Raw genomic sequence first — 22065 nt, 5'->3', positions numbered from 1 at the left:
TCAAAATGATGAAAGTATCATCACGATACAAGTTGAAAATGGTTTTAAACTGCTCTATCGAGGTTCTACAATCAACTTAATTGCTGTTCGTTCCTCCCCATCAATTTGAATATCGGTAAAAGCTGGAATACAAATCAAATCAACTCCGCTCGGGGCAACAAAACCTCTGGCAATGGCTACCGCTTTTACCGCTTGATTTAACGCACCTGCACCAATAGCTTGGATTTCTGCACCGCCCCTTTCCCGTAGAACTCCTGCAAGTGCACCGGCTACTGAATTCGGGCTCGATTTTGCTGAAACCTTTAATATTTCCATACTTTGTTCCTCCTTGAATCTCTCTGGTTTATTTTTTTCGTGGACTGACCTGCAAGTGTAAAACCATTCCATTGCTACTATATTCAAGGAGTCGAACCCTTATTCCAAGCTGAAACTGATTTTTAAATAATTTTTCTTTATCATACTTTCATCTAATTAAATAACCGCTGATCATCATTTAAAATCATCCGTTCAATATTTTCTGCCAATCCCGTTTTGTCATTGATTTCAACAACAACACCACAAAGTTGCGTCCGGCCATGTTTCGGAACGTCAAACCTTGACGGTAAATTTGTTAAAAATTTTCTTAACACCGTTTCCTTATTTACACCAAGTATACTATCATAAATACCTGTCATGCCCACATCTGTTATAAAGGCTGTACCCCCCGGCAAAACACGGTTATCTGCTGTTTGAACGTGGGTATGCGTGCCCACAACAGCACTGACACGACCATCCAAAAACCAACCCATTGCCTGCTTTTCACTGGTAGCTTCTGCATGGAAATCGACAAAAATATAGGGGGTTCGCTTTTTTGCTTCATTTACTAATTGTTCTGCTTTTTGGAAAGGACAATCAATTGGCGGTAAAAATGTCCTGCCTTGCAAATTTATGACGGCCAATTCAAATGAATTAATTTTCACATAAACGATCCCTTTCCCCGGATTGTTTTCGGGGAAATTTGCCGGTCTTATAAGATACTTCGCATGATCAATAAACTCAAAAATGTCTTTATTATCCCAAGTATGATTTCCCATTGTAATTACTTGTACACCCAATTCAAGAAATTGCCGATATATTTTTTCCGTAATCCCTTTTCCGGCAGCGGCATTTTCTCCATTTACAATAGTAAATGTTGGATGATACTTTACTTTTAACTTAGGTAAATATTCTGCTACTGTTTTTCGACCTGGTTCTCCCACCACATCACCAATAAAAAGAATTTTCATATTGTTTCCTTTCTTTTATAAAAAGTGTTTCATCTATTTTTATTTTGCCATATTATAATCGATACGAAGAATAAAGGAAAGGGACAAACCATGGATACGTGTCGATTATCTTCCTTTCTTGAAAACCATTTTTTAAAGGTGATTTCAAGAAGGAAGAAACACCACCAAGGAATGTCCCCTCCGTTTTATTTGGCATATTCGACTGCCCGGGTTTCCCGAATAACAGTAACTTTAATATGACCGGGATAGTCGAGTTCATTTTCGATTTTTTTCCGTATATCTCTAGCTAATCGATGTGCTTCTAAATCATCAATCATTTCCGGTTTTACAATAATCCGAACTTCTCTTCCTGCTTGAATGGCATATGATTTCTCTACACCATCATAGGATTCGGAAATTTCTTCAAGTTTTTCCAGACGACGAATATAGCTTTCTAAAGTCTCACTTCTGGCCCCAGGTCTTGCAGCCGATAATGCATCAGCGGCAGCTACTAAAACGGATATAACCGAAGTAGGTTCTGTATCACCATGGTGAGATGCAATGCTATTGATTACGACAGGATGTTCTTTATACTTGGTGGCAAGTTCGACGCCGATTTCAACGTGACTTCCTTCTACTTCATGATCGACAGCTTTACCAATATCATGTAGAAGTCCGGCTCTTTTTGCCAGCGTTACATCTTCTCCTAATTCAGAAGCCAATATTCCTGCTAATTGAGCAACCTCAATTGAGTGATTTAATACATTTTGACCATAACTGGTTCTGTATTTCAGTCGTCCGAGTATCTTAATTAAGTCCGGATGTAAACCATGAACACCAACTTCGAAAGTCGTTTGTTCTCCGACTTCACGGATATATTCGTCCACTTCACGTCTGGATTTATCGACCATTTCTTCGATTCTGGCCGGATGAATCCTTCCGTCTTGAACTAATTTTTCCAATGCAAGTCGCGCTGTTTCCCTTCGAATTGGATCAAAACCGGATAAGATTACTGCTTCAGGTGTGTCATCAATAATTAAATCAATACCAGTTAATGTTTCAAGCGTACGGATATTACGACCTTCACGTCCGATAATCCGACCTTTCATCTCATCATTTGGTAAATTGACTACAGATACTGTTGTTTCAGCGACATGATCAGCAGCACATCGTTGAATAGCCAGTGAGAGAATACTTTTTGCTTTTTTATCCGCTTCTTCTTTCGCACGATTTTCTGCATTTTTCACCATCTTGGCAATATCGTGGGAAAGCTCTTTTTCAACTCGTTCTAGTATGATGGATTTTGCTTGATCCAATGTTAATTTGGAAATTCGTTCAAGTTCTTCCTGTTGTTTTCGAACCATCTCTTCCACTTTGCTTTCCATCTGTTCAATATGCTGTTGTCTTTGATTTAGAGAATCCTCCTTTTTTTCCAATATCATTTCACGCTTGTCTAATGTTTCATCTTTTCGATCAAGATTCTCTTCCTTTTGCAATAACCGATTTTCTTGTTTTTGCAATTCGTTCCTTCGTTCGCGAAGTTCACGTTCAGTTTCTGTACGAAGTTTGTGAATTTCATCCTTTGCTTCTAACAGGGCTTCTTTTTTCAAAGAATCTGCATCTCGATTTGCATCAGCTAATATTTTTTCTGCAGCATCTTTTGCTCCTGCAATCTTCTGTTCAGCAATGGATTTTCGAATGAAATAACCAGCAACAACACCGACGATAAGAAGCAAAATGGAGATGATGATTTGCACTAAGTCCATCATTTCACCTCCTCTTGCTATGAACTTTACAATTTCATACATGTCGGCATGTACATTTTCAAAAAGTTTTTAATAAATAACGTCAGGTATGAAGAACCTAACATAAAGGCAAAATATTGCAATAAGCCAAATTTTATGCCAAAAACTACAAAAAAATTGTAAAATATACATTTTCATTGTAAAGGTGTGAATTTTCATTGTCAAGTAATAGAACGATTCCAAAAAAGGATGGAATAAAGTAAAACTTCCACTAGGGGAGTTTTTGATCTCCACAGATAGTTAGTTGCACTTATCTCCCTCCTCGTTCATCTTTATTTCCCTTAAGCAACAAGTGGAAGATTTATTGACCGTTTGTATGTTTTAACGATAAAAAAGACTGCCAATATACAGTAATCATATAGGCAGTCGCAAAAGTTTATTCTTCTAATTGAAGTTGTTCTTGATCCACAGCATCTTTTGTTTCAGGGCTTTCTTGCAGTAAATCCAGACCATAATGTTCACGAATTTTGTTCAAAACTTCCAGTTTAATTTTTGGATTTTCTTTTAGGAATAATTTTGCATTTTCTCTGCCTTGTCCAACCCTTTCTCCTTCATAGGAGTACCAAGAGCCGCTTTTTTGAATAATATCAAGGTCAGCGCCGATATCAATAATTTCTCCTTCCAGCGAAATCCCTTCACCGTACATAATATCAACTTCGGCAGTTTTAAATGGTGGTGCCACTTTATTTTTTACCACCTTAATTTTTGTTTTATTCCCAACCATATCATTTCCTTGTTTTAATTGCTCTGCTCTACGAACTTCAAGTCTTACGGTACTGTAGAATTTTAAGGCACGACCACCGGGGGTTGTTTCCGGATTGCCGAACATAATTCCAACTTTTTCACGGATTTGGTTAATGAAAATCGCAATGGATTTTGATTTGTTGATGGCACCGGATAGCTTCCGTAACGCTTGAGACATAAGACGTGCTTGTAAACCAACATGCGCATCCCCCATTTCCCCTTCAATTTCTGCCTTCGGAACAAGGGCGGCAACTGAATCAATGACGATGATGTCAACTGCACCGCTCCGTACAAGAGCCTCTGCAATTTCCAATGCCTGCTCACCTGTATCCGGCTGGGAAAGAAGTAATTCATCAATATTTACACCTAAGGCTTGCGCATATTTCGGATCAAGCGCATGTTCTGCATCGATGAAAGCTGCTTGTCCGCCCTGCTTTTGTACCTCTGCAATAGCATGCAAGGCAACGGTTGTTTTCCCTGAACTTTCCGGACCATAAATTTCGATAATTCGTCCTCTTGGATATCCACCTATACCCAGTGCGATATCTAATGCTAAAGAACCGCTTGAAACTGTGGAAACTTGGGTATCTGTTTTTTCCCCCATTTTCATGATAGAGCCTTTACCAAATTGCTTTTCAATTTGTTTTAACGCCTGCTCTAAGGCTTGTTGACGATCACTCACGCAATTTCCCCCTTCTATTAAATAGGCTATTAGTTTTGAAACCTATTAATACTATATACTTTTTTACTCAACTTGCCAAGTATTTTGTCGAACGTTCATTCGTCAGCTTTTAAAGGAAAGTTTTGCTGTAAAATCGTATTTTCTCCTTACAAAAATTACATTTTCAACTTGCTTTTTAACATGAAAATACTATTTTTATCAATTGTAATACTTTTCAATTAAAGAGGAAGTTCAAAAACACCTCACTTAATTGTACATCCTAATCTGCTATTTAGGAAGATTTATGGGAATACTATTAAAATAATTTAAGGTTGAATAGGTTACAATTAACTGGGCAGAAAAATTAAGGTTAAGTAAACAAAGAAACTTGGATATAAGGCTAACAAGCGATAACAGAACGATACAAGAAACTTTATGCGGAGAGACGGGCATGATAACATTGTCTGGAGAGCCGAAGTTTATGAAGTCTTGCTTCTTGGCAAGGAACTCATGCCCGTCGAGGGATGGACTTGGAGTGAGAAACTCCCTTTTTTGGCGATGAAAACCCACCCGTCATTGGGATGCGAAACTCAAGTAATCATTTTAACGAAACTCCCGGTAATTCGCACCTTTGCGCATTAAGGTATAAAAAAAAAGGAAGGTCAAGTCACCTTCCATGCATTTATTTTTTAAAGAGTAAATCCATTGCAGTTTGAAAATGATTTGTCGGCTGGTTGCATTGAAAATTTTCACAGACATAAATGGTCGGTTTCTCATTTATCATGGCATAGTCTTCAATAAACGGAGCAATTTCAGAGAGTTTGGCCTGTTCGTTCCTTTTTACAGCCATTAAAGAAATTTCGGGGTGGAAATTCTCCTGTATATGTTGGATAAAATCAACAACTTCTTTTGTTTCATTATCCATAACGATAACGACTTCTTTCATTGCTTGCTGTGATAACATTACAGACTGCAGCATCATTGCGTGACCATTGGGATAATCATGGATATCCTTACTGAAAACTTGAAACATTTGCTGGACCTTTTCTTCTAACGTAAAATCCCCGGTCAGTTTAGCCAGTCTTAACAATTGGCATGCAGCGACACTGTTTCCGGAAGGCAGTGCCCCGTCATATGACTCCTTTTGGTTGACGAGCAATGGCTCATCGTCGTTTCCGCTAAAGAAAAAGCCTCCCGCGTGATCGTCCCAAAATAAATCCATCATGTTGCCGGCCAGTTTTTTTGCTTCCTCTAAATAAAATGGAGCAAAAGTTGATTCGTACAGTTCAATATATCCCCACAATAGAAAGGCATATTCATCAATAAAAGCTTTATTTTTTACTTCGCCATCTCGGTATCTCACCATTACCCGGCCATTTTGAATCAAGTTGTCCCTGATAAAAGAAACTGCTTTTTCTGCAGACTGCACATAGGATGCTTGATGAAAAACACGCCCTGCTTTTGCGAGCGCTGCAATCATTAAGCCGTTCCATGCCGTTAAAATTTTATCATCACGGAATGGGCGAACCCGGTTTTCCCGATGTTGAAACAATCTTTGTCGTGCCGTTTCTAATTTTTCCGCTAACTCTGCAGAAGAAATCCTTTCCGATTTTGCAATCGATTCTAAATGACTTGTAATCAGATTGGGAATATTTTTCCCTTCAAAATTACCCTGTTTAGTAATGTCATATGCTTGGCAAAAGAGTGTGCCCAACTGTTCACCCAACACATCCTTCACTTCTTCCGGGGTCCAAACATAAAACTTTCCTTCCTCACCTTCTGAATCGGCATCTTCTGCAGAGTAAAACCCTCCATCCGGGTGAACCATATCACGTAACACATACTTGATAATTTCTTCCGTTATTTTTTTGTATCGGGAATTTTTCGTCATCCGGAAAGCATCGGTATAAGCCATCGCAAGGAGAGCGTTGTCATACAGCATTTTTTCAAAGTGCGGCACCAAAAATTTTTCGTCAACGGAATAACGAGAAAAACCATAACCAATATGGTCATAAATTCCCCCGCGTGCCAGCCCGTCCAATGTTTTTGTTACCATGTTAAGCGCTTCTTGATTTTCATAAAATTTGGCATACATAAGTAAAAATACGAGTGTATGCGGCATTGGGAATTTCGGTGCCTCGCCAAAACCACCGTATTGAGGATCAAAAGTTTGTTTGTAATATTGGAAAGCGTTATCAATTGTTTCTTTCGTTAAGGAAGTTTGTTCCCTTTTTTCACGGCTAAGCTCAAGCGCTTGTTTTACTTGTGCCCCTACATCCTTTATTCGATCCGGATTTTCGGTATATTGTTGATATAAATAATTCAGTACCTCTTTAAAGCCAGGCATTCCATAACGGCTTTCCCGCGGGAAATAAGTTCCGGTATAAAATGGAACTCGATCCGGCGTTAAAAATACACTCAACGGCCAGCCGCCATGCCCGTTCATCATTTGGCAAACGAGCATATAGATAGAATCAATATCCGGTCGCTCTTCCCTGTCCACTTTAATCGAAACAAATTTCTCATTGAGAATCTGCGCCACCTCTTCATTTTCAAAAGACTCCCGCTCCATCACATGGCACCAATGGCAAGTCGAATAACCAATACTAACAAATACCGGCTTATTTTCACTTTTTGCCTTTTCAAATGCCTCTTCACTCCACGGATACCAGTCGACCGGATTATAGGCGTGTTGAAGCAAGTAAGGTGATTTTTCATTGATTAAACGATTCGGGTTTTTGTTTTCACTCATTAAACCTCACCTACTTAGTTTTTAATCTATTCTTTATAACATAGTTTACCCGAAAATAATAAAATAGACATAATAATAAGTATTCATTGCGAAAAGCTAGGTAAAAATTTATATAGATTTTTGCACATTCTGAAATAAAAATAAAGTGGAAAAAGTAGCATATTATCCCAGATTATACGCAGTAATAATGCAAAATAGTAAGCTTTGCATCGCTTCCATAATAAAAAAGAAAAAGTCAAAGTATACGATTATGTAGATGAAAATGAAACTCTTTTAAAAGCCATGTTTGAAAAAAGATTAAAGACTTATCATTTAATGGGTTATCAAATTTTTGGTAAAGAGCCAATTGTACAAAGAAAAGTTGAGCAATTAAAACTGTTTTAAATGTCCTGATTGGTACTTCTTGTTTGTTGTTATATCGAATAAAATCTGATAAAATGAGTCGTACAGTTTTTCACTGTGATAAAGTGAAAATTTCCACCAGTGGGGGGTTTTCTTCACCGTCCACTGATGGTTAGTTGAACCAATCGGGCACTTCCGGGTACTTGATTTCCCTTTCATTAGAGGGAGATTTAGTGACCATTTATGCGGGAGAAAAGTTGAAAAGGGTTGAGACTCATGGTTTATCTTACTTTTATCATACCAATCATCATGGCTATTGCCGTTTTAGTGATTAGAATGAAAGCAACGAAACATCCCGTAACGAGGAAGAAAATCATTTTGCCGCCAATCTTTATGAGTACCGGTGCATTGATGTTCATCTTTCCGTTTTTTCGCGTTCCTTTTTTACAAGTAATTGAAGCGCTGTGTGTCGGGATATTTTTTTCTATATTTCTTATTAAAACAACACATTTTGAAATTCGCGGGAATGAAATTTATGTTACGCGCTCCAAGGCCTTTGCCTTTATATTGATCGGGCTATTGCTTATTCGAACGGGATTAAAAGCCGCATTAAGTTTAACCGTCCATGTCGGTGAAACGGGCGGAATGTTTTGGATTCTTGCTTTTGGCATGATTGTTCCTTGGCGAATTGCTATGCTAATCCAATACAATAAAATGCAAAATCAATTGCAGAATCAAAACCAGGAAAATTTACTTGAAATGGAAATAAGAGGAGCAAATTAAACTCTCCTCTTATTTTTATCTCTTTATCCCCTGTATATAGCCTGTTCTTCCCCATACCACCATTTTCCTAATTTCACCTGCAAAAATGGAATAACCCAATAATCTAACCCCAGTGTCCGTCCGGATCCGTTCAATAACGCAATCGAAGCAGGTAAAGCCCAAAACTTATCCCACCCGAGCATCGCAGTTAAAGTAAACATAACAAGAAATCCGGCACTTGCTAAACTGGCCAGCCACGTAAATAGCCCGGCAATAAGCGCCAACCCAATCGCCATTTCTACAAAAATAACGAATTTTTGCATGAATATGGCAACTTCTGGTGTTGGCAGCATTATTTTCATAATCCACTCAAACCAAAACGGCATTTTACTTAAAATCGGGGTAGCCCACTCTCCCCCGGTTTCTGCAGCGGTCGCCCCGGTTGTCGGCTCCTGAAGCCAATCGAAAGGCATTCGGACCGTGTTTCCAACTAACCATGAATCTTCACCCAATCCTTGAAAAAGAACGGGAACATTACGAAAACTTGAGGTTGCATGTTTCCACGTATCATGCCCCCATAATTTTGCTCCGGCTTCAACAAGCCAAAAGCCACCGACATATAATCGAAGTGGAAAACTCCATAATACATTTCCATAACGGTTGGTAAAGTTTCGAAAAATATTTCGCTTATCTTTGACTTCAAAAAATTCATGTTTAATATATTGAACCATATAATATCCGCTACGGATGCCGAAAAAGTAATATAGGTTGACAATATGTTTCATTAAAATGGCTAACCAGCCACTTAAGCGGATGCCATTTAAATTAGCGACACCAAATCTAGCACCGATTGAAACCATAAACCCGTGATAGTTTCCTTTGTAGGTAACTTTTTGACCGCCTTTTATATCAGCAATAATGTTTTTCGCAGCAGTTACCGCAGTTTGTTCAGCAGCCTCAACAATTTGCGGCGTTGGTTTCCCTTCATTTTCTTCGTAATAAGCTAAATCACCAACTACATAAACATTTTTTAACCCTTCCGCTTCCATATATGAATTCACTATTAAACGGCCGGCTCGTGCTGATTGCATACCAAATCCTTCCACATCAGAATTTGCTTTTACACCGGCCGTCCATATTAACGTATATGTAGGGATTTCCTGACCGGATTTTAAAATGACCCGGTCTTCTTTTACTTCCACAATCGGTGAGTTTTTTAAGATTTTAATTCCTTTTCGTTCCATGTATCTCTCTGCTTTATCGGCATCTTTTCGATCAAGCATATTTAATATTGTTGGTGCCGCTTCCACTAAATATAAAGTGATATCATTCTCTTCCAATTTATTCTCTCGTGCTAATCGGTGTTTCCACTCTAATAACTCTCCCACCATTTCCACACCGGTAAAACCGGATCCGCAAACAATAAATGTTAACATCGCTTTTCTTTTAAGCGAATCTGTTTCCGCCGCAGCTAGCCGAACGGTTTCTTCAATATGTTTCCTTAAACTCACCGCATCTTCCCATGACCATAAAAGAAAGCCATGTTCTTTCACACCGGGTGTACCAAAATCATTTGGTTCGGCACCCATTCCTAAAATTAAGTAATCAAAAGGAAAAGTTTCATTTTTGGTAATGACCATTTTTTTCTCATGATCAACATGTTGTACTTCATCCGTAATTAAGTTAACTTTCGTTCGGTTAAATAATTTTCGCAAATCCATCTGAACGGCTGTTGGTTCAACACGATGGGCAGCAACCTCATGTAATTCTGTCAACATCGTATGGTAAGAATGTTTGTCGATTAACGTGATTGAAACCTGTTCATCTTTTTTAAAAGTTTTTGCGAGTTTTTTTGCCGCATGTACTCCGGCATAACCGGCACCGATGATTACAATTTTCTTTTTATCCATAAGCGTTCACTCCTTAAAAAAAGTTTTTCCTGACATTGCCTTTTTATGCGAATTGTCTTTCATGAACCTTATGTTTTTTGGTGTATATATAGATAGGAAACGTGCAACCTAACATTACATGCCAAATAATTTTATAAAAAAATTTTAAAAGGAAGTGAAAACATGAAATATCATAAGATTTTTGTGTCCTCTCTTTTATCCTTATCCTTACTACTCTGTGCCTGTGGTAATAACGATGACAACGCAAAGAAAAATAATAATCAAGAAGAACAGAAAGACCAAGGTAGTGGTGTTGACAGCAAGAATGTTGAGAATAAAGTTGTCGCCGGTAGTCCACTTCAAGATGGAACGTATTCTTTAACTGAAACAAATTATGATGAAAACGGTTGGAGAGCAACGGAAAGAATTACAGTTAAAAACGGCAAAATAACGAAAGCGGACTATAATTACATCAATGAAGAAGGAAAGCTAAAAACGGATGATAAAGATTACCAAAAAAATATGAGTGCGAAAACAGGTGTTGGCCCGCAAGATTATATTCCACAATTAAATAAACAATTGGTTAAAAAACAAGATGCAAAACAAGTGGAAATTGTCAGCGGTGCAACCCATTCCTCGGAAAAGTTTGTCAATTATTCCCAACAATTAATTCAAAAAGCTCAAGCCGGGGACACAACTGAAATTCAGATCGATACAAGTGCTCCTTTAAAAGACGGGGTTTACAAACTTACAGAGAAGAATCTTGATACAAATGGTTGGAAAACATATATCAACATGACAGTAGAAGGCGGAAGAATTACGCAAGTGGACTATAATAATGTGAATGCTGACGGAAAATTAAAATCAGAAGATGAAGACTACGAAAAGAATATGAAAGATAAGTCCGGTGTTGGGCCAAAAGAATATATTCCACAATTAAGCCAGGCATTAGTTGAAAGTCAAAACACAGAAGGGATTAGCGTAGTCAGCGGTGCAACCCACTCCAGTCATTTATTTAAAATGTATGCGGCACAATTAATCAATGCGGCACAAAGAGGCGACACAACTCCGATTGAAGTAGATAACATCGTTTTTGCTGAAGAATAATTTATAAAGAAAACTAGGCGAAAGCAGAGCTGTAGTTCAGCGAATAAACATTTTCGCTTGCAAGGGAATGCTACCGAAATCTCTCTAGTCACCGAAAAAATATAAAATTTTTTGGCTGCGATGTATTCCCACGAAGCATTCCTTATGCACTTATGCGTTAGGAAAGTAGAAATTGAAAAATTTTTACTTTCCTATTAACCAAAAAAAGCATCTTGTAAAAAATCAAACAAGATGCTTTTTTTACGTCCAGCAAAGATGTGAATTCGACGCAGCAAAAATTTTTACCTGTACGGCTCCCCCTCGCCTTTAGATTTCGACACCCGAGTTTTCTTTACATTACATGTTTCTTTTTAATAAGGAAGCCGTGATATCATATAATATGTTTTTATATTCGCCGTCAGGTAATTTTTCCAGCTCTTTTAAAGCTTTATTGGTATATTTTCCGGCAAGGTCATATGCCTTTTCTATCCCTTGATACTGTTTAATTAAATCGGAAATAGCGGATATATCATTATCAGTTAATTGATCTTTTTTTGCAATAAAAGGGATAAATGCCTGACGATTTTCTTTCATTGCATATATAAGAGGTAAGGTATATATTCCCTGGCGAAAATCATTCATAACCGGTTTTCCTAATGTTTGGTCATCGCTTTGGTAATCTAAAATATCATCAATAATTTGAAAAGCCATCCCAATGTAATGCCCTAAATTCCATGCTTGCATTGTTGCCCTTTTAGCAGCTTTACTGGTTACAGCCCCGGAATAACAACTAACAGCAAATAATTGTGCCGTTTTTCCCGCAATTCTTGACAAGTAGTCCTTTACTGACACAGGCTCAACATACTGAGAATTTAGTTGTTCTAATTCACCGGTTAAAATTTTTTCCATTCCCTTTACATTGAATTCTAATTGTGATAATGATTGAGCATATTTTGAAAGAAGGTTGAACGTGAGACAAAATAAATAATCTCCTGAGTAGACGGCATATTTATTTCCTTTTTGGGAATGAATGGTAGGATTTCCATGCCTGGTTTCAGCTTCATCAATGACATCATCATGAATAAGAGTTGCCATATGTATACATTCAATTGCAGCAGCTATTGCAATGGCACGTTCTTTATCTTGTTCAGGTCCGATTTGCGAACATAGTAAAGAATAAGCCGGACGTAGTAATTTACCACCGGAGTGAAGGAAATTTTTAACAATTGTCTCAATGGTTTTATCACGAACGTGAATTTGTGAATCAATAAGTTCAATTACACTGGATAAGTCCTTAGCTAATTCTGGATAATCTTCCCACATTGAGTGTACCCCCATAATGATCCTCCTTTCATCAATAATTTGTATAAGAAAAGCGCAGAGCGCCCGCTTAGCGACGTACAAACTGGAGCGCCCCGCAATGAGATAAAGGAAACACGGCGAGGGACGAGCCGATGTTGACTTATCGTAGTGGAGGGGAGTGAAGTTTGCTAGTCGCTGGCGCTCGGAGCTAGACAATAAAACTAATTCCAAGTTATTTACTTGTATTTTTATACTTTCTTATCTTTTAAAGAAAACTTGGCGACTGCCGAGCCTTTAGGTGAGAGCAGAGCCGCAAGAGCACTTATGCGTTAGGAAAGTAGAAATTGAAAAATTTATACTTTCCTATTAGCTAAAAAAGTGAAAATTCCATCAGTGAAGAGTTCTTCATATACTAATTGTAAGCGAACGCTGCTATTCATTTACCTCAGGCAATGCGACGTTGATCTTGACGCAAACGATCATGTTCGCCTTTAACCCGCATTTTCTGACTGTTGCAAATACATGTAGTACTCAAGTTTTTCTACATGTGTCAGTAAAAAGTTGGCCATGATTCCCGTAGCAATACCTGCTAAAATTCCAACAAAAGAAAGGATAGGTAAATATAATAAAACCGTCCATGTTTGAGCAATTAGGCTGGCAACAAGAAGCTGACCAACATTATGTAAAATTGCTCCTGTTGTACTAACACCAATCATACTTACCCGATTCGGACCTAATTTTTTTACCATCCACATTCCAAAAAAACTTAAAACAGCTCCAGAAGCACTATACATAAATGTCGATATGGTGCCTCCAAGTAATGTAGCCAAAATTAACCGAATGACAATAACCTTTATTGTATCTTTTGCCGACAACGTATACATAGCCATGCATGTAATAATATTTGCCAAACCTAGTTTTGCACCTGGAGCAACAAGGAAAGGAAAGGGAATCGCTCGTTCAACTAAACTAATGATAACAGCTTGTGCAGCTAATAAAGCTATGTAAGCAATTCGTTGATTTTTTGTCATCGGTTATCCCCTTCGATCCAAAGTCATGAACTTATAATAATATCATCTTCAGCGGCTGTTTCACTAACGATTTCAATTAACACTTTATGCGGTAAACAAACAATCGTTTCCCCGGGCTTCGATATGTATCCGGTTAAGACACATACTTGATCGGTACAATCCGCAGCCTTAATTCTAATTTTATTATTCGTAACTTCAATGGTATTATATCCACCATCTGAACTATGGACATCGAATGTTTCTGTTGATGTATTATCAGTAAGGACAATCCGTCTAATTTCCTTCCCATCAACAGAAATGACTGCTGTATTGACTGATGTACCTTCTGTCTTTTGGGCTTGAACAAAACTGAAAATAAAAAAAGGAATAAATGAAAGAAGGACTAAAGAGAATACTACGATGATATCCCAAGGTTTAATCATTTTGTAGTAAGATTTCATCTCTATTCCTCCAAACATTTAATTCCAAATTCTCATCAATCAAAAATAATTTACTTGTCTTTATATATTGCCCTTTCTTTACCATACCATGCACGGCCTAATTTTGCTTGCAGGAATGGAACAACCCAATAGTCGAGACCAAGTGTTCGTCCGGATCCGTTCATTAAAGCAATAGAAGCCGGAAGTGCCCAAACTTTATCCCAACCAAGCATTGCAGAAAGGGTAAAGACAACTAAGAAACCGGCACTGGCTGCACTGGCAAGCCATGTAAATAATCCGCCTAAGATAGCAAGACCAATACCTAATTCAATAAATACCATCATTTTTTGCATAAATACTGCCATATCTGCATTCGGTAACATGATTTGCATAATCCATTCAAACCAGCCCGGCATATGACTTAGTATTGGAGTCGCCCATTCTGTTGCAGTTGCACTAGCGGATTCACTTGCACCACTTGTTGTTGTTTGCAACCAATCAAATGGCATTCTTACTGTAGACCCGACTAACCAAGAATCTTCACCTAGTCCGTCAAATAAGGTAGGAACTTTTGACCAACTGGAAATGGCTTCCTTCCAAGTGGATTCTCCCCAAATTTTTGCACCGGCTTCAACTAACCAAAAACCTCCAACAAATAAACGTAATGGAAAGCTCCATAAAACATTTCCATAACGGTTGGTGAAATTACGGAAAATATTGCGTTTATCCTTTATATGGAAAAATTCATGCATAATATATTGGAACATATAATAACCGCTTCTGATTCCAAAGAAATAATATAAGTTCACTAAATGTTTCATTAAAATAGCTAACCAGCCGCTTAAACGGAGTCCACTTAAGTTTGCAACACCGTATCTCGCCCCAATGGATACCATAAAACCGTGGTACTTCCCTTGATACGGTTGTTTTTCACCGCCGCTAATTTCAGCAATAATACTTTTCGCTGCCGTCATTGCTGTTTGTTCGGCTGCTTCAACAATTTGAGGAGTTGGTTTGCCTTCCGCTTCTTCAAAATAGGCCAAGTCCCCAACAACGTATACATTTTTTAGGTCTTCCGCTTCCATATATTCATTGACTTTAAGTCGACCGGCACGAGCTTGAGACATACCGTAATCTTTCGTGTCTGAGTTTGCTTTGACTCCTGCTGTCCAAATCAATGTATGTGTTGGTATTTCTTCGCCGGATTTTAAAACAACCCGGTCAGCTTTCACTTCCACAATGGGTGAATTTTTTAAGATTTTAATCCCTTTTTTCACCATATATTTTTCTGCTTTATCTGCATCTTTCCGGTCAAGCATATTCAAAATGGTTGGAGCTGCTTCGACCAGATATAATGTAATATCTTCCGGATCTAACTTATTATCTTTTGCCAGACGTTCTTTCCATTCTAACAGTTCGCCAACCATTTCTACACCGGTAAAACCTGATCCGCAAACAGCAAAAGTTAACATTGTGCGGCGTTTTTCATCATTATGTTCCATGGCTGCTTGATGAACCGTTTTTTCAATATGTTCACGAAGTTTTACAGCATCTTCCCAAGACCAAAGGGTAAAGCCGTGTTCTTTTACACCCGGAGTTCCAAAATCATTTGGCTCTCCACCCATTCCTAAAATTAAATAATCATATGGGAATGAACCGTGCTCTGTTGTTACAATTTTTTTCTCATGGTCAACTTTTGTGACATTATCTGTGACAAGTTTTACTTTTGTCCGGTTAAATAATTTTCGCAGATCATATTGAATTGCATTCGGTTCAACGCGGTGAGCAGCAACTTCATGCAATTCTGTCATCATGGTATGGTAAGAATGACGATCGATTAACGTAATGGTTACCCTATCGTCTTTTTTATATTTTTTAGCAAGTTTTTTTGCCGCATGAACACCGGCATAACCTGCACCAATAATCACAATGTTCTTATTATCCATTACGATTCCTCCATATGTCTTCATTTAAATATCTATCAAGTTAAATAAATTGTGAAAAAGTGAACACAGTTTGTTATTTTACATGTCTTCATGGTATCTGTCTAGTTTGTTCACTATATTTTCATAATCTCCACGTTATTAAAATGTGATATTATTAACAAATTTGTCATAGACATCTGGTTATCGTCATGCTAATATAAAACTCGGTAATTGTGATTTCATTCACAAATAATACAATATAGAAAAGGTGAGAGTCCATGAAATTCAACAAAATTATATTTGCAGCCACTCTTTCACTTTCATTACTATTAGCAGCTTGCGGATCTAATGAAAGTAGTACAAAAACTAAAGATAACGGTAGTGAAAGCAACCATGCTGCTAAAACGGAGAAAGTTGCTAAAAAAATAATTGCCGGGAGTCCATTACAAGACGGGACATACACGTTAACAGAAAAAGATTTTGATGATAAAGGATGGAAAACGACTTTTGAGATTACGGTGAAAGACGGCAAAATTACCGAATCTAAATATAATTACGTGAACAAAGACGGCAAGTTGAAATCGGAAGACAAAGAATATGAAGAAGCAATGAAAGCGAAATCCGGTGTCGGTCCTGCTGAGTATATACCTGAACTGAATAAACAATTAGTAAGTACACAAGATGCTGCTCAAGTAGAAGTTGTCAGCGGTGCTACCCATTCATCGGAAAACTTTATTAACTATGCACAACAATTAATTCAAGCAGCTCAAAAAGGTGACACAACGCCGATTGAAATTGATGCCCAAGGAACTTTAAAAGATGGTGAATATAGCCTTTCTGAAAAAAATCTTGGTTCAACCGGTTGGAAAACATACATTAAAATGACCGTATCCGGTGGAAAAATTACTGCAGTTGATTATAACTTCTTAAATAAAGATGGAAAATTAAAAACCGAAGATGAAGATTATGAAAAAACAATGACTGAAAAATCAGGTACAGGTCCACAAGAATACATTCCGGCATTAAGTCAATCGTTAATTGATAAGCAAAGTGCTGCTGATGTTGAAGTTGTTAGTGGGGCAACACATTCCAGTCATGCATTTAAAATGTATGCTGCTCAATTAATAAATGCTGCACAAAAAGGAGATACTACTCCTATTGAAGTTGATAATTTTGTTTTTGAGGAAGAATAATAAGTATTACGTATCAACTTCCATAGACAAGTTAAAAGACTTTAGAGACTTCTCTAAAGTCTTTTTTTCAGTACAAACGTTCCAGGAAGGGGATGAATTATTTGAAAAAAACCGGACTTATCCTATTGATTTTATTTACCTTTTTGTTCACCGGCTGCGGTCAATCAAAAAATGAAACTGCTGATGAAAACCATTCACAGACGACGACCAACCCGGCAAGCCGAACTGAATTTTTAATGGGGACAGTTGTTACTGTAAAAATTTATGATAAAAATAAAGAAGATGTGCTGGATCCGGTATTTAAAAAGATTCAAAAATTAGCTGATGAAATTACTGTCAATGATGGGGAAGCAAAATCTGAAGTTGATAAAATCAATCAAAATGCCGGAATAAGCCCTGTTGAAGTATCGGAGGATATTTTTACGTTAATTACAGCCGGAAAAACTTATAGTGATCGTGCGAATGGTTCTTTTGATATTACAATTGGTCCCCTCAGTTCTCTTTGGCATATTGGTTTTCCTGATGCAAGAAAACCAACACAAGAAGAAATTAATAACGTCCTTCCACTGATTGATTATCGTTTCGTTGAATTAAATGACGACAAGCAAACTGTCTATTTACAAAATAAAGGAATGGAAATTGATTTAGGCGGCATTGCAAAAGGATTTATTACCGATAAAGTCCGTGATGTGTTGGTAGACCATGGTGTTACTTCCGCCATCATTGATTTAGGTGGGAATGTTTATGTATTAGGAAAAAATGCCAGTGGAAACAAATGGACCGTCGGCATTCAAGATCCCTTCTCTCCTCGTGGTCAAATTATCGGGAGCATTCAAGAAGCGAATAAATCAATTGTTACATCCGGCATTTATGAACGGTATTTAGAAGTTAATGGTGAAATTTACCATCATTTATTAAATCCGCAAGACGGGTATCCTTTCAAAAATGATATTGCCGGTGTATCTGTGATTACAGATGAATCAACGGACGGTGACGCACTCTCGACTCTCCTCTTTTCAAAAGGAGTAAAAGATGGACTTGCCTATGCCGAGAAAATCGGTGTAGATGCTATTTTCATTACACATAATAAAGATGTATATTTGACAAGCAAACTTAAAAATAAATTTAAGCTTACTAATAAAGAATTCACAGTGAAACATCCATAAGTGGGATTTTTTCATCCCCGCTAATCGTTCGTTGATCCAATCGTGTGCGGCAAGCATCCCACCTATCTTCTTTGTAATCTCAAAATCTTGAGGTGGAGTCTTGGCTCGCCGTTATGGTGGGACAGAACTGAAAAATAAAGAAAACTCGGCGATTGCCGAGCCTTTAGGTGAGAGCAGAGCCGCAAGAGCACTTATACGTTAGGAAAGTAGAAATTGAAAAATTTATACTTTCCTATTAGCTAAAACAAACTCAAAATCCTTTGATCCGTGAAGGGGCGTTTATAATGTCTTTACGTGCATTTTTAAAACTAGTTGAAATTCAAACAAAATTGGCCAGCCTTTTCCCTTTTTTAGTAGGATCGTTATTCGTTTTTTATCGTTATGGTACATTTAGACCGATCAATACATTGATTTTCTTTTTTTCCATGTTTTTATTTGATTTGACAACAACAGCAATAAATAATTATATGGATTACAGAAAAGCAACAAATGAACAATACAGAAAACAAAAGAATATTATCGGTCAAGAGAATATTCCGGAATGGCTTGTCGTAACTACAATACTTTGCTTATTGACAACAGCAACCTGTCTCGGCATTTGGCTTGTTTTTAAAACGGATATTCTCGTATTAGTTATCGGCATGGTTTGTTTTGCGATCGGTATTTTATATACGTTTGGTCCGATTCCTATTTCACGAATGCCTCTTGGAGAAATTTTTTCCGGGGTAACAATGGGATTTGGAATTCTGTTTCTTACTGTCTATGTAAATGCTTTTGATCAAAATATCGCCAATCTTGTTTGGAAAGGCAGAATGATTAGTTTCCGAGCCGATCTTCTGCTAATATTAGAAATTGTTCTTGTTTCTATTCCATGTGTAGCCACCATTGCCAATATCATGTTGGCCAACAACATTTGTGATCTGGAGGAGGATATTAAAAATAATCGGTTTACCCTCCCCTATTACATTGGGAAAAAATACGCCATCTGGTTATTTAATGCTTTATATCTCATTGCCTTTTTTGCAATTTTGGCAGCTGTTGCGTTACATTTATTGCCAAAAATTATGTTGCTTGCCCTTTTAGCAAGTATCCCTGTCTATAAACACGTGAAATTATTTAATAAGAAACAAATAAAATCCGAGACGTTTGTCATTTCCGTAAAAAATTTGGTCATTATTAACGGGGTCATTTCCGCAATCCTTTGTTTAGCTGTTTTCATATAAGAGGTGCTGTTCATGGTACTTGATTCAACAAACCCAATCATTGAAGTAAAAGATGTATCTTTTCGTTATGATTTACGTAGTTCGACTGAAACCTTATCTTCCATTAACTTTTCCGTCCAAAAAGGTGAGTGGGTCGCCATTATCGGCAACAATGGTTCCGGGAAATCAACATTAGCCGGTATTTTATTAGGGTTGTACAAACCGCAATTTGGTTCTGTAACAATCGCCGGTTATGAGTTAAATGAAGAGACGAAATGGGAAATAAGAAAGCGAATGGGTATTGTCTTCCAAAATCCGGATAATCAATTTATCGGTTCGACCGTTGAAGACGATGTGGCATTTGGCTTAGAAAATTTGAATATGCCTTATGAACAGATGAAGATGCGAGTTTATGAAGCACTTCATATGGTTGATATGTATGATTATCGTCACGCTGATCCGACCCGGTTATCCGGCGGACAGAAGCAGCGAGTGGCAATTGCCGGTTTACTAGCTTTACAACCGGAAATATTATTATTGGACGAAGCCTTTGTTATGTTAGACCCGAAAAGTCGAAAAGATTTATTAAAAACGCTACAAAAATTAAAATCTCGGCATCAACTGACTATTATTTCCATTACACATGATATGAATGAAGCTGCATCCAGTGACCGCATTATTGTGTTAAAAAACGGAACAATCAGTTCCATTGGCACACCGAAAGAAGTTTTCAGTAAAGAACTTGATTTTGAAGCCCCCTTTACCGAAAAACTAAGACGAATTTTACAAATGAAAGGAAGAAACGTGCCAAATACGTATATGAGTGAAGAAGAGATGGTAGAATGGCTATGGAAATAAGATATAGCAATGTATCCGCAGATTACCAATTAGGTCCGATTCGAACAAAAAATGTTTTAGATGATGTAAATTTATTCGTAAAACCTTCATCCTTTACCGCTATTGTCGGCCAAACCGGAGCCGGAAAATCAAGTTTACTAAAAGTAATGAATGGCTTAATACGCCCGAAACAAGGTGAGGTAAAAATCGGCAAATACTCTGTTTCTTCAAATAACGATCCTACTTCTTTAAAAGAAGTACGAAAACGTATAGGCATGGTATTCCAATTTCCTGAATCCCAGTTATTTGCAGAGACCGTGGAAAAAGATATTTGTTTTGGTCCTTTGAATTTTGGTGTGGGGCTTAGTGAAGCGAAAGAAATGGCAAAAACAGCCATTTACCAGGTAGGCCTGGATGCCTCCTTTTTACCGAAATCCCCCTTCTCATTATCCGGCGGCCAAAAAAGACGGGTCGCCATTGCGGGGATCTTAGCGATGAAACCGGATATTTTAATTTTAGATGAACCCGGAGCAGGACTTGACCCTATTGGAAAACAAGAAATCCTTTCGCTAATTGCTTCTTGGAATAAAAACAATAAACTGACAACAATGATGGTCACACATGAAATGGATGATGTAGCTAAATTCGCTGATGATGTAATTGTTATGGAAAAAGGAAAAATCGTCTTTCATGATGATGTGCGAACTTTTTTTGCTGATCTTAATCAAATCCAATCTTGGAACCTTGATATTCCGGAAGCAAGAAGATTTCAATTACTCATTGAAGAAAAAACCGGTGTATCCTTGCCAAAAATTTGTCTGACAGTGGAGGAACTTGCAGACTGCTTAATCGAGGTGGGACTTGCATGAATAAATTAATCATCGGTCGTTATCTTCCCGGTACTTCTTTACTCCATATACTTGATGCTCGAGCAAAATTAATCGCCGGTTTTTATTTTATTTTTATTTTGTTTTTTGCCGAGGATTGGCCGGCCTATATTCTTCTATGGTCGTTTACCTTTTGGGTCATGCATTTATCCGGTGTCCATTTCAAAACCTACATACGTGGCGTACGACCTTTAATTTGGTTGATTTTATTTACCGTCTGCTTACAAGTATTATTTACAGCCGGGGGAGAAATTTACTTCGAATGGGGTCCGGTAACCATATCTCAATTTGGGATAGTGAGCGGTATTTATATCTTTTTCCGTTTTGTCATGATCATTTTTATCTCTACGGTTATTACACTGACAACAAAACCGATTGACTTAACCGAAGCCATTCATTTTCTTCTCAAGCCACTTCGGATTTTTAAAATACCTGTTGAAGAAATATCCATTATGCTGTCCATTGCTTTGCGCTTTATTCCAAACTTATTAGATGAAACACAAAAAATCATGGATGCACAAAAAGCAAGAGGGACAGAATTCGGCAAAGGTTCTTTATTCCAACAAATGAAAACTCTCGTACCAATCTTTTTACCATTATTTGTGAGTTCACTAAACCGGGCGGAAGAAGTCGCAAATGTTATGGAAGTTCGTGGTTATCAACCAAACGCTAGACGCTCCTCATTTCGGAAACTGCGTTGGAAATGGGCTGATACGTTAAGTTTAGTCATTATGATTTTCTTAACAGTCGGCTTACTGATCATGAATACAATTGTCTGAATCAAGGTCCCCTCTTAACGATTGCATAAAAAATTTTCT

Annotated in this window: 18 protein-coding genes; 8 read left to right on the top strand and 10 right to left on the bottom strand. The window is 37.6% G+C overall.

The features are described from left to right. Positions 1-54: 54 nt before the first annotated feature. The 5 genes from spoVS to BT1A1_RS08185 form a co-directional block, all read right to left on the bottom strand. Positions 55-315 carry a stage V sporulation protein SpoVS gene (spoVS, locus tag BT1A1_RS08205; protein ID WP_033829016.1) on the bottom strand — a complete coding sequence of 87 codons (261 nt, stop codon included), beginning with the start codon at positions 313-315 and terminating at the stop codon, positions 55-57. Between the two features lie 152 nt (positions 316-467). Beyond that, complete coding sequence (locus tag BT1A1_RS08200; RefSeq protein ID WP_034769945.1) at positions 468-1265, bottom strand: TIGR00282 family metallophosphoesterase; 798 nt, start codon at positions 1263-1265, stop codon at positions 468-470. Positions 1266-1450: 185 nt separating this feature from the next. Continuing rightward, the gene (rny, locus tag BT1A1_RS08195) at positions 1451-3010 is read right to left on the bottom strand and encodes a ribonuclease Y (protein WP_034769944.1); all 1560 of its coding nucleotides are present in this window, start codon (positions 3008-3010) and stop codon (positions 1451-1453) included. A gap of 415 nt (positions 3011-3425) precedes the next feature. Continuing rightward, positions 3426-4475 (bottom strand): recombinase RecA, encoded by a 1050-nt coding sequence (gene recA, locus BT1A1_RS08190; RefSeq protein ID WP_034769943.1) that lies wholly within the window; start codon positions 4473-4475, stop codon positions 3426-3428. A gap of 661 nt (positions 4476-5136) precedes the next feature. After that, complete coding sequence (locus BT1A1_RS08185; RefSeq protein WP_034769942.1) at positions 5137-7206, bottom strand: thioredoxin domain-containing protein; 2070 nt, start codon at positions 7204-7206, stop codon at positions 5137-5139. Positions 7207-7824: 618 nt separating this feature from the next. On the opposite strand from BT1A1_RS08185, the gene BT1A1_RS08175 reads away from it, so the two are divergent. Next, on the top strand, positions 7825-8331 hold the full coding sequence (locus BT1A1_RS08175; protein WP_034769940.1) for a CcdC family protein: 507 nt from the start codon (positions 7825-7827) through the stop codon (positions 8329-8331). A gap of 23 nt (positions 8332-8354) precedes the next feature. On the opposite strand, the gene BT1A1_RS08170 is transcribed toward BT1A1_RS08175, so the two are convergent. Then, positions 8355-10220 carry an FAD-dependent oxidoreductase gene (locus BT1A1_RS08170; protein WP_034769939.1) on the bottom strand — a complete coding sequence of 622 codons (1866 nt, stop codon included), beginning with the start codon at positions 10218-10220 and terminating at the stop codon, positions 8355-8357. Positions 10221-10382: 162 nt separating this feature from the next. Here BT1A1_RS08170 and pplA (BT1A1_RS08165) point away from each other — a divergent pair, with 162 nt between their 5' ends. Beyond that, positions 10383-11306, top strand: coding sequence for an extracellular electron transfer flavoprotein PplA (gene pplA, locus BT1A1_RS08165; RefSeq protein ID WP_034769937.1), 924 nt, complete (start codon positions 10383-10385; stop codon positions 11304-11306). Between the two features lie 336 nt (positions 11307-11642). Here the strand turns inward: pplA (BT1A1_RS08165) and BT1A1_RS08160 are convergent, their stop codons facing one another. The 4 genes from BT1A1_RS08160 to BT1A1_RS08145 all read right to left on the bottom strand — a co-directional run bounded on the left by BT1A1_RS08160 (position 11643) and on the right by BT1A1_RS08145 (position 15983). Then, complete coding sequence (locus tag BT1A1_RS08160) at positions 11643-12623, bottom strand: polyprenyl synthetase family protein (RefSeq protein ID WP_034769935.1); 981 nt, start codon at positions 12621-12623, stop codon at positions 11643-11645. Positions 12624-13078: 455 nt separating this feature from the next. Continuing rightward, positions 13079-13618, bottom strand: a complete 540-nt coding sequence (locus BT1A1_RS08155; protein ID WP_034769934.1) for a Gx transporter family protein — start codon at positions 13616-13618, stop codon at positions 13079-13081. A 23-nt stretch (positions 13619-13641) separates the two neighbouring features. Continuing rightward, positions 13642-14058: a NusG domain II-containing protein gene (locus BT1A1_RS08150; protein WP_034769933.1), complete on the bottom strand. Its 417-nt coding sequence runs from the start codon at positions 14056-14058 to the stop codon at positions 13642-13644. 50 nt (positions 14059-14108) lie between these two features. Continuing rightward, positions 14109-15983: an FAD-dependent oxidoreductase gene (locus tag BT1A1_RS08145; protein WP_034769931.1), complete on the bottom strand. Its 1875-nt coding sequence runs from the start codon at positions 15981-15983 to the stop codon at positions 14109-14111. Between the two features lie 257 nt (positions 15984-16240). Between BT1A1_RS08145 and pplA (BT1A1_RS08140) the strand changes: the two genes are divergently transcribed. From pplA (BT1A1_RS08140) to BT1A1_RS08115, 6 genes are all read left to right on the top strand, one after another. Further along, positions 16241-17155, top strand: a complete 915-nt coding sequence (pplA, locus tag BT1A1_RS08140; protein WP_034769929.1) for an extracellular electron transfer flavoprotein PplA — start codon at positions 16241-16243, stop codon at positions 17153-17155. A gap of 92 nt (positions 17156-17247) precedes the next feature. Next, a complete protein-coding gene (locus BT1A1_RS08135; RefSeq protein ID WP_156103203.1) occupies positions 17248-18321 on the top strand; it encodes an FAD:protein FMN transferase in 1074 nt (357 codons plus the stop codon). Positions 18322-18605: 284 nt separating this feature from the next. Next, entirely contained in the window at positions 18606-19544 is a 939-nt protein-coding gene (menA, locus tag BT1A1_RS08130; protein WP_034769927.1) for a 1,4-dihydroxy-2-naphthoate polyprenyltransferase, read from the top strand. Positions 19545-19556: 12 nt separating this feature from the next. Then, complete coding sequence (locus BT1A1_RS08125; RefSeq protein ID WP_034769926.1) at positions 19557-20381, top strand: energy-coupling factor transporter ATPase; 825 nt, start codon at positions 19557-19559, stop codon at positions 20379-20381. Beyond that, a complete protein-coding gene (locus BT1A1_RS08120; RefSeq protein ID WP_231553314.1) occupies positions 20366-21229 on the top strand; it encodes an energy-coupling factor transporter ATPase in 864 nt (287 codons plus the stop codon). The genes BT1A1_RS08125 and BT1A1_RS08120 overlap by 16 nt, the downstream gene beginning before the upstream one ends. After that, positions 21226-22026 (top strand): energy-coupling factor transporter transmembrane component T family protein, encoded by an 801-nt coding sequence (locus tag BT1A1_RS08115; protein ID WP_034769925.1) that lies wholly within the window; start codon positions 21226-21228, stop codon positions 22024-22026. The genes BT1A1_RS08120 and BT1A1_RS08115 overlap by 4 nt, the downstream gene beginning before the upstream one ends. The last annotated feature ends 39 nt before the right edge of the window (positions 22027-22065 follow it).

Origin of the sequence: Caldibacillus thermoamylovorans, from assembly GCF_000751775.1 — a bacterium.
GTDB lineage: Bacteria > Bacillota > Bacilli > Bacillales > Caldibacillaceae > Caldifermentibacillus > Caldifermentibacillus hisashii.
Note: the sequence above shows the minus strand (reverse complement) of the source record. Positions and strands in the feature narration are given on the sequence as shown.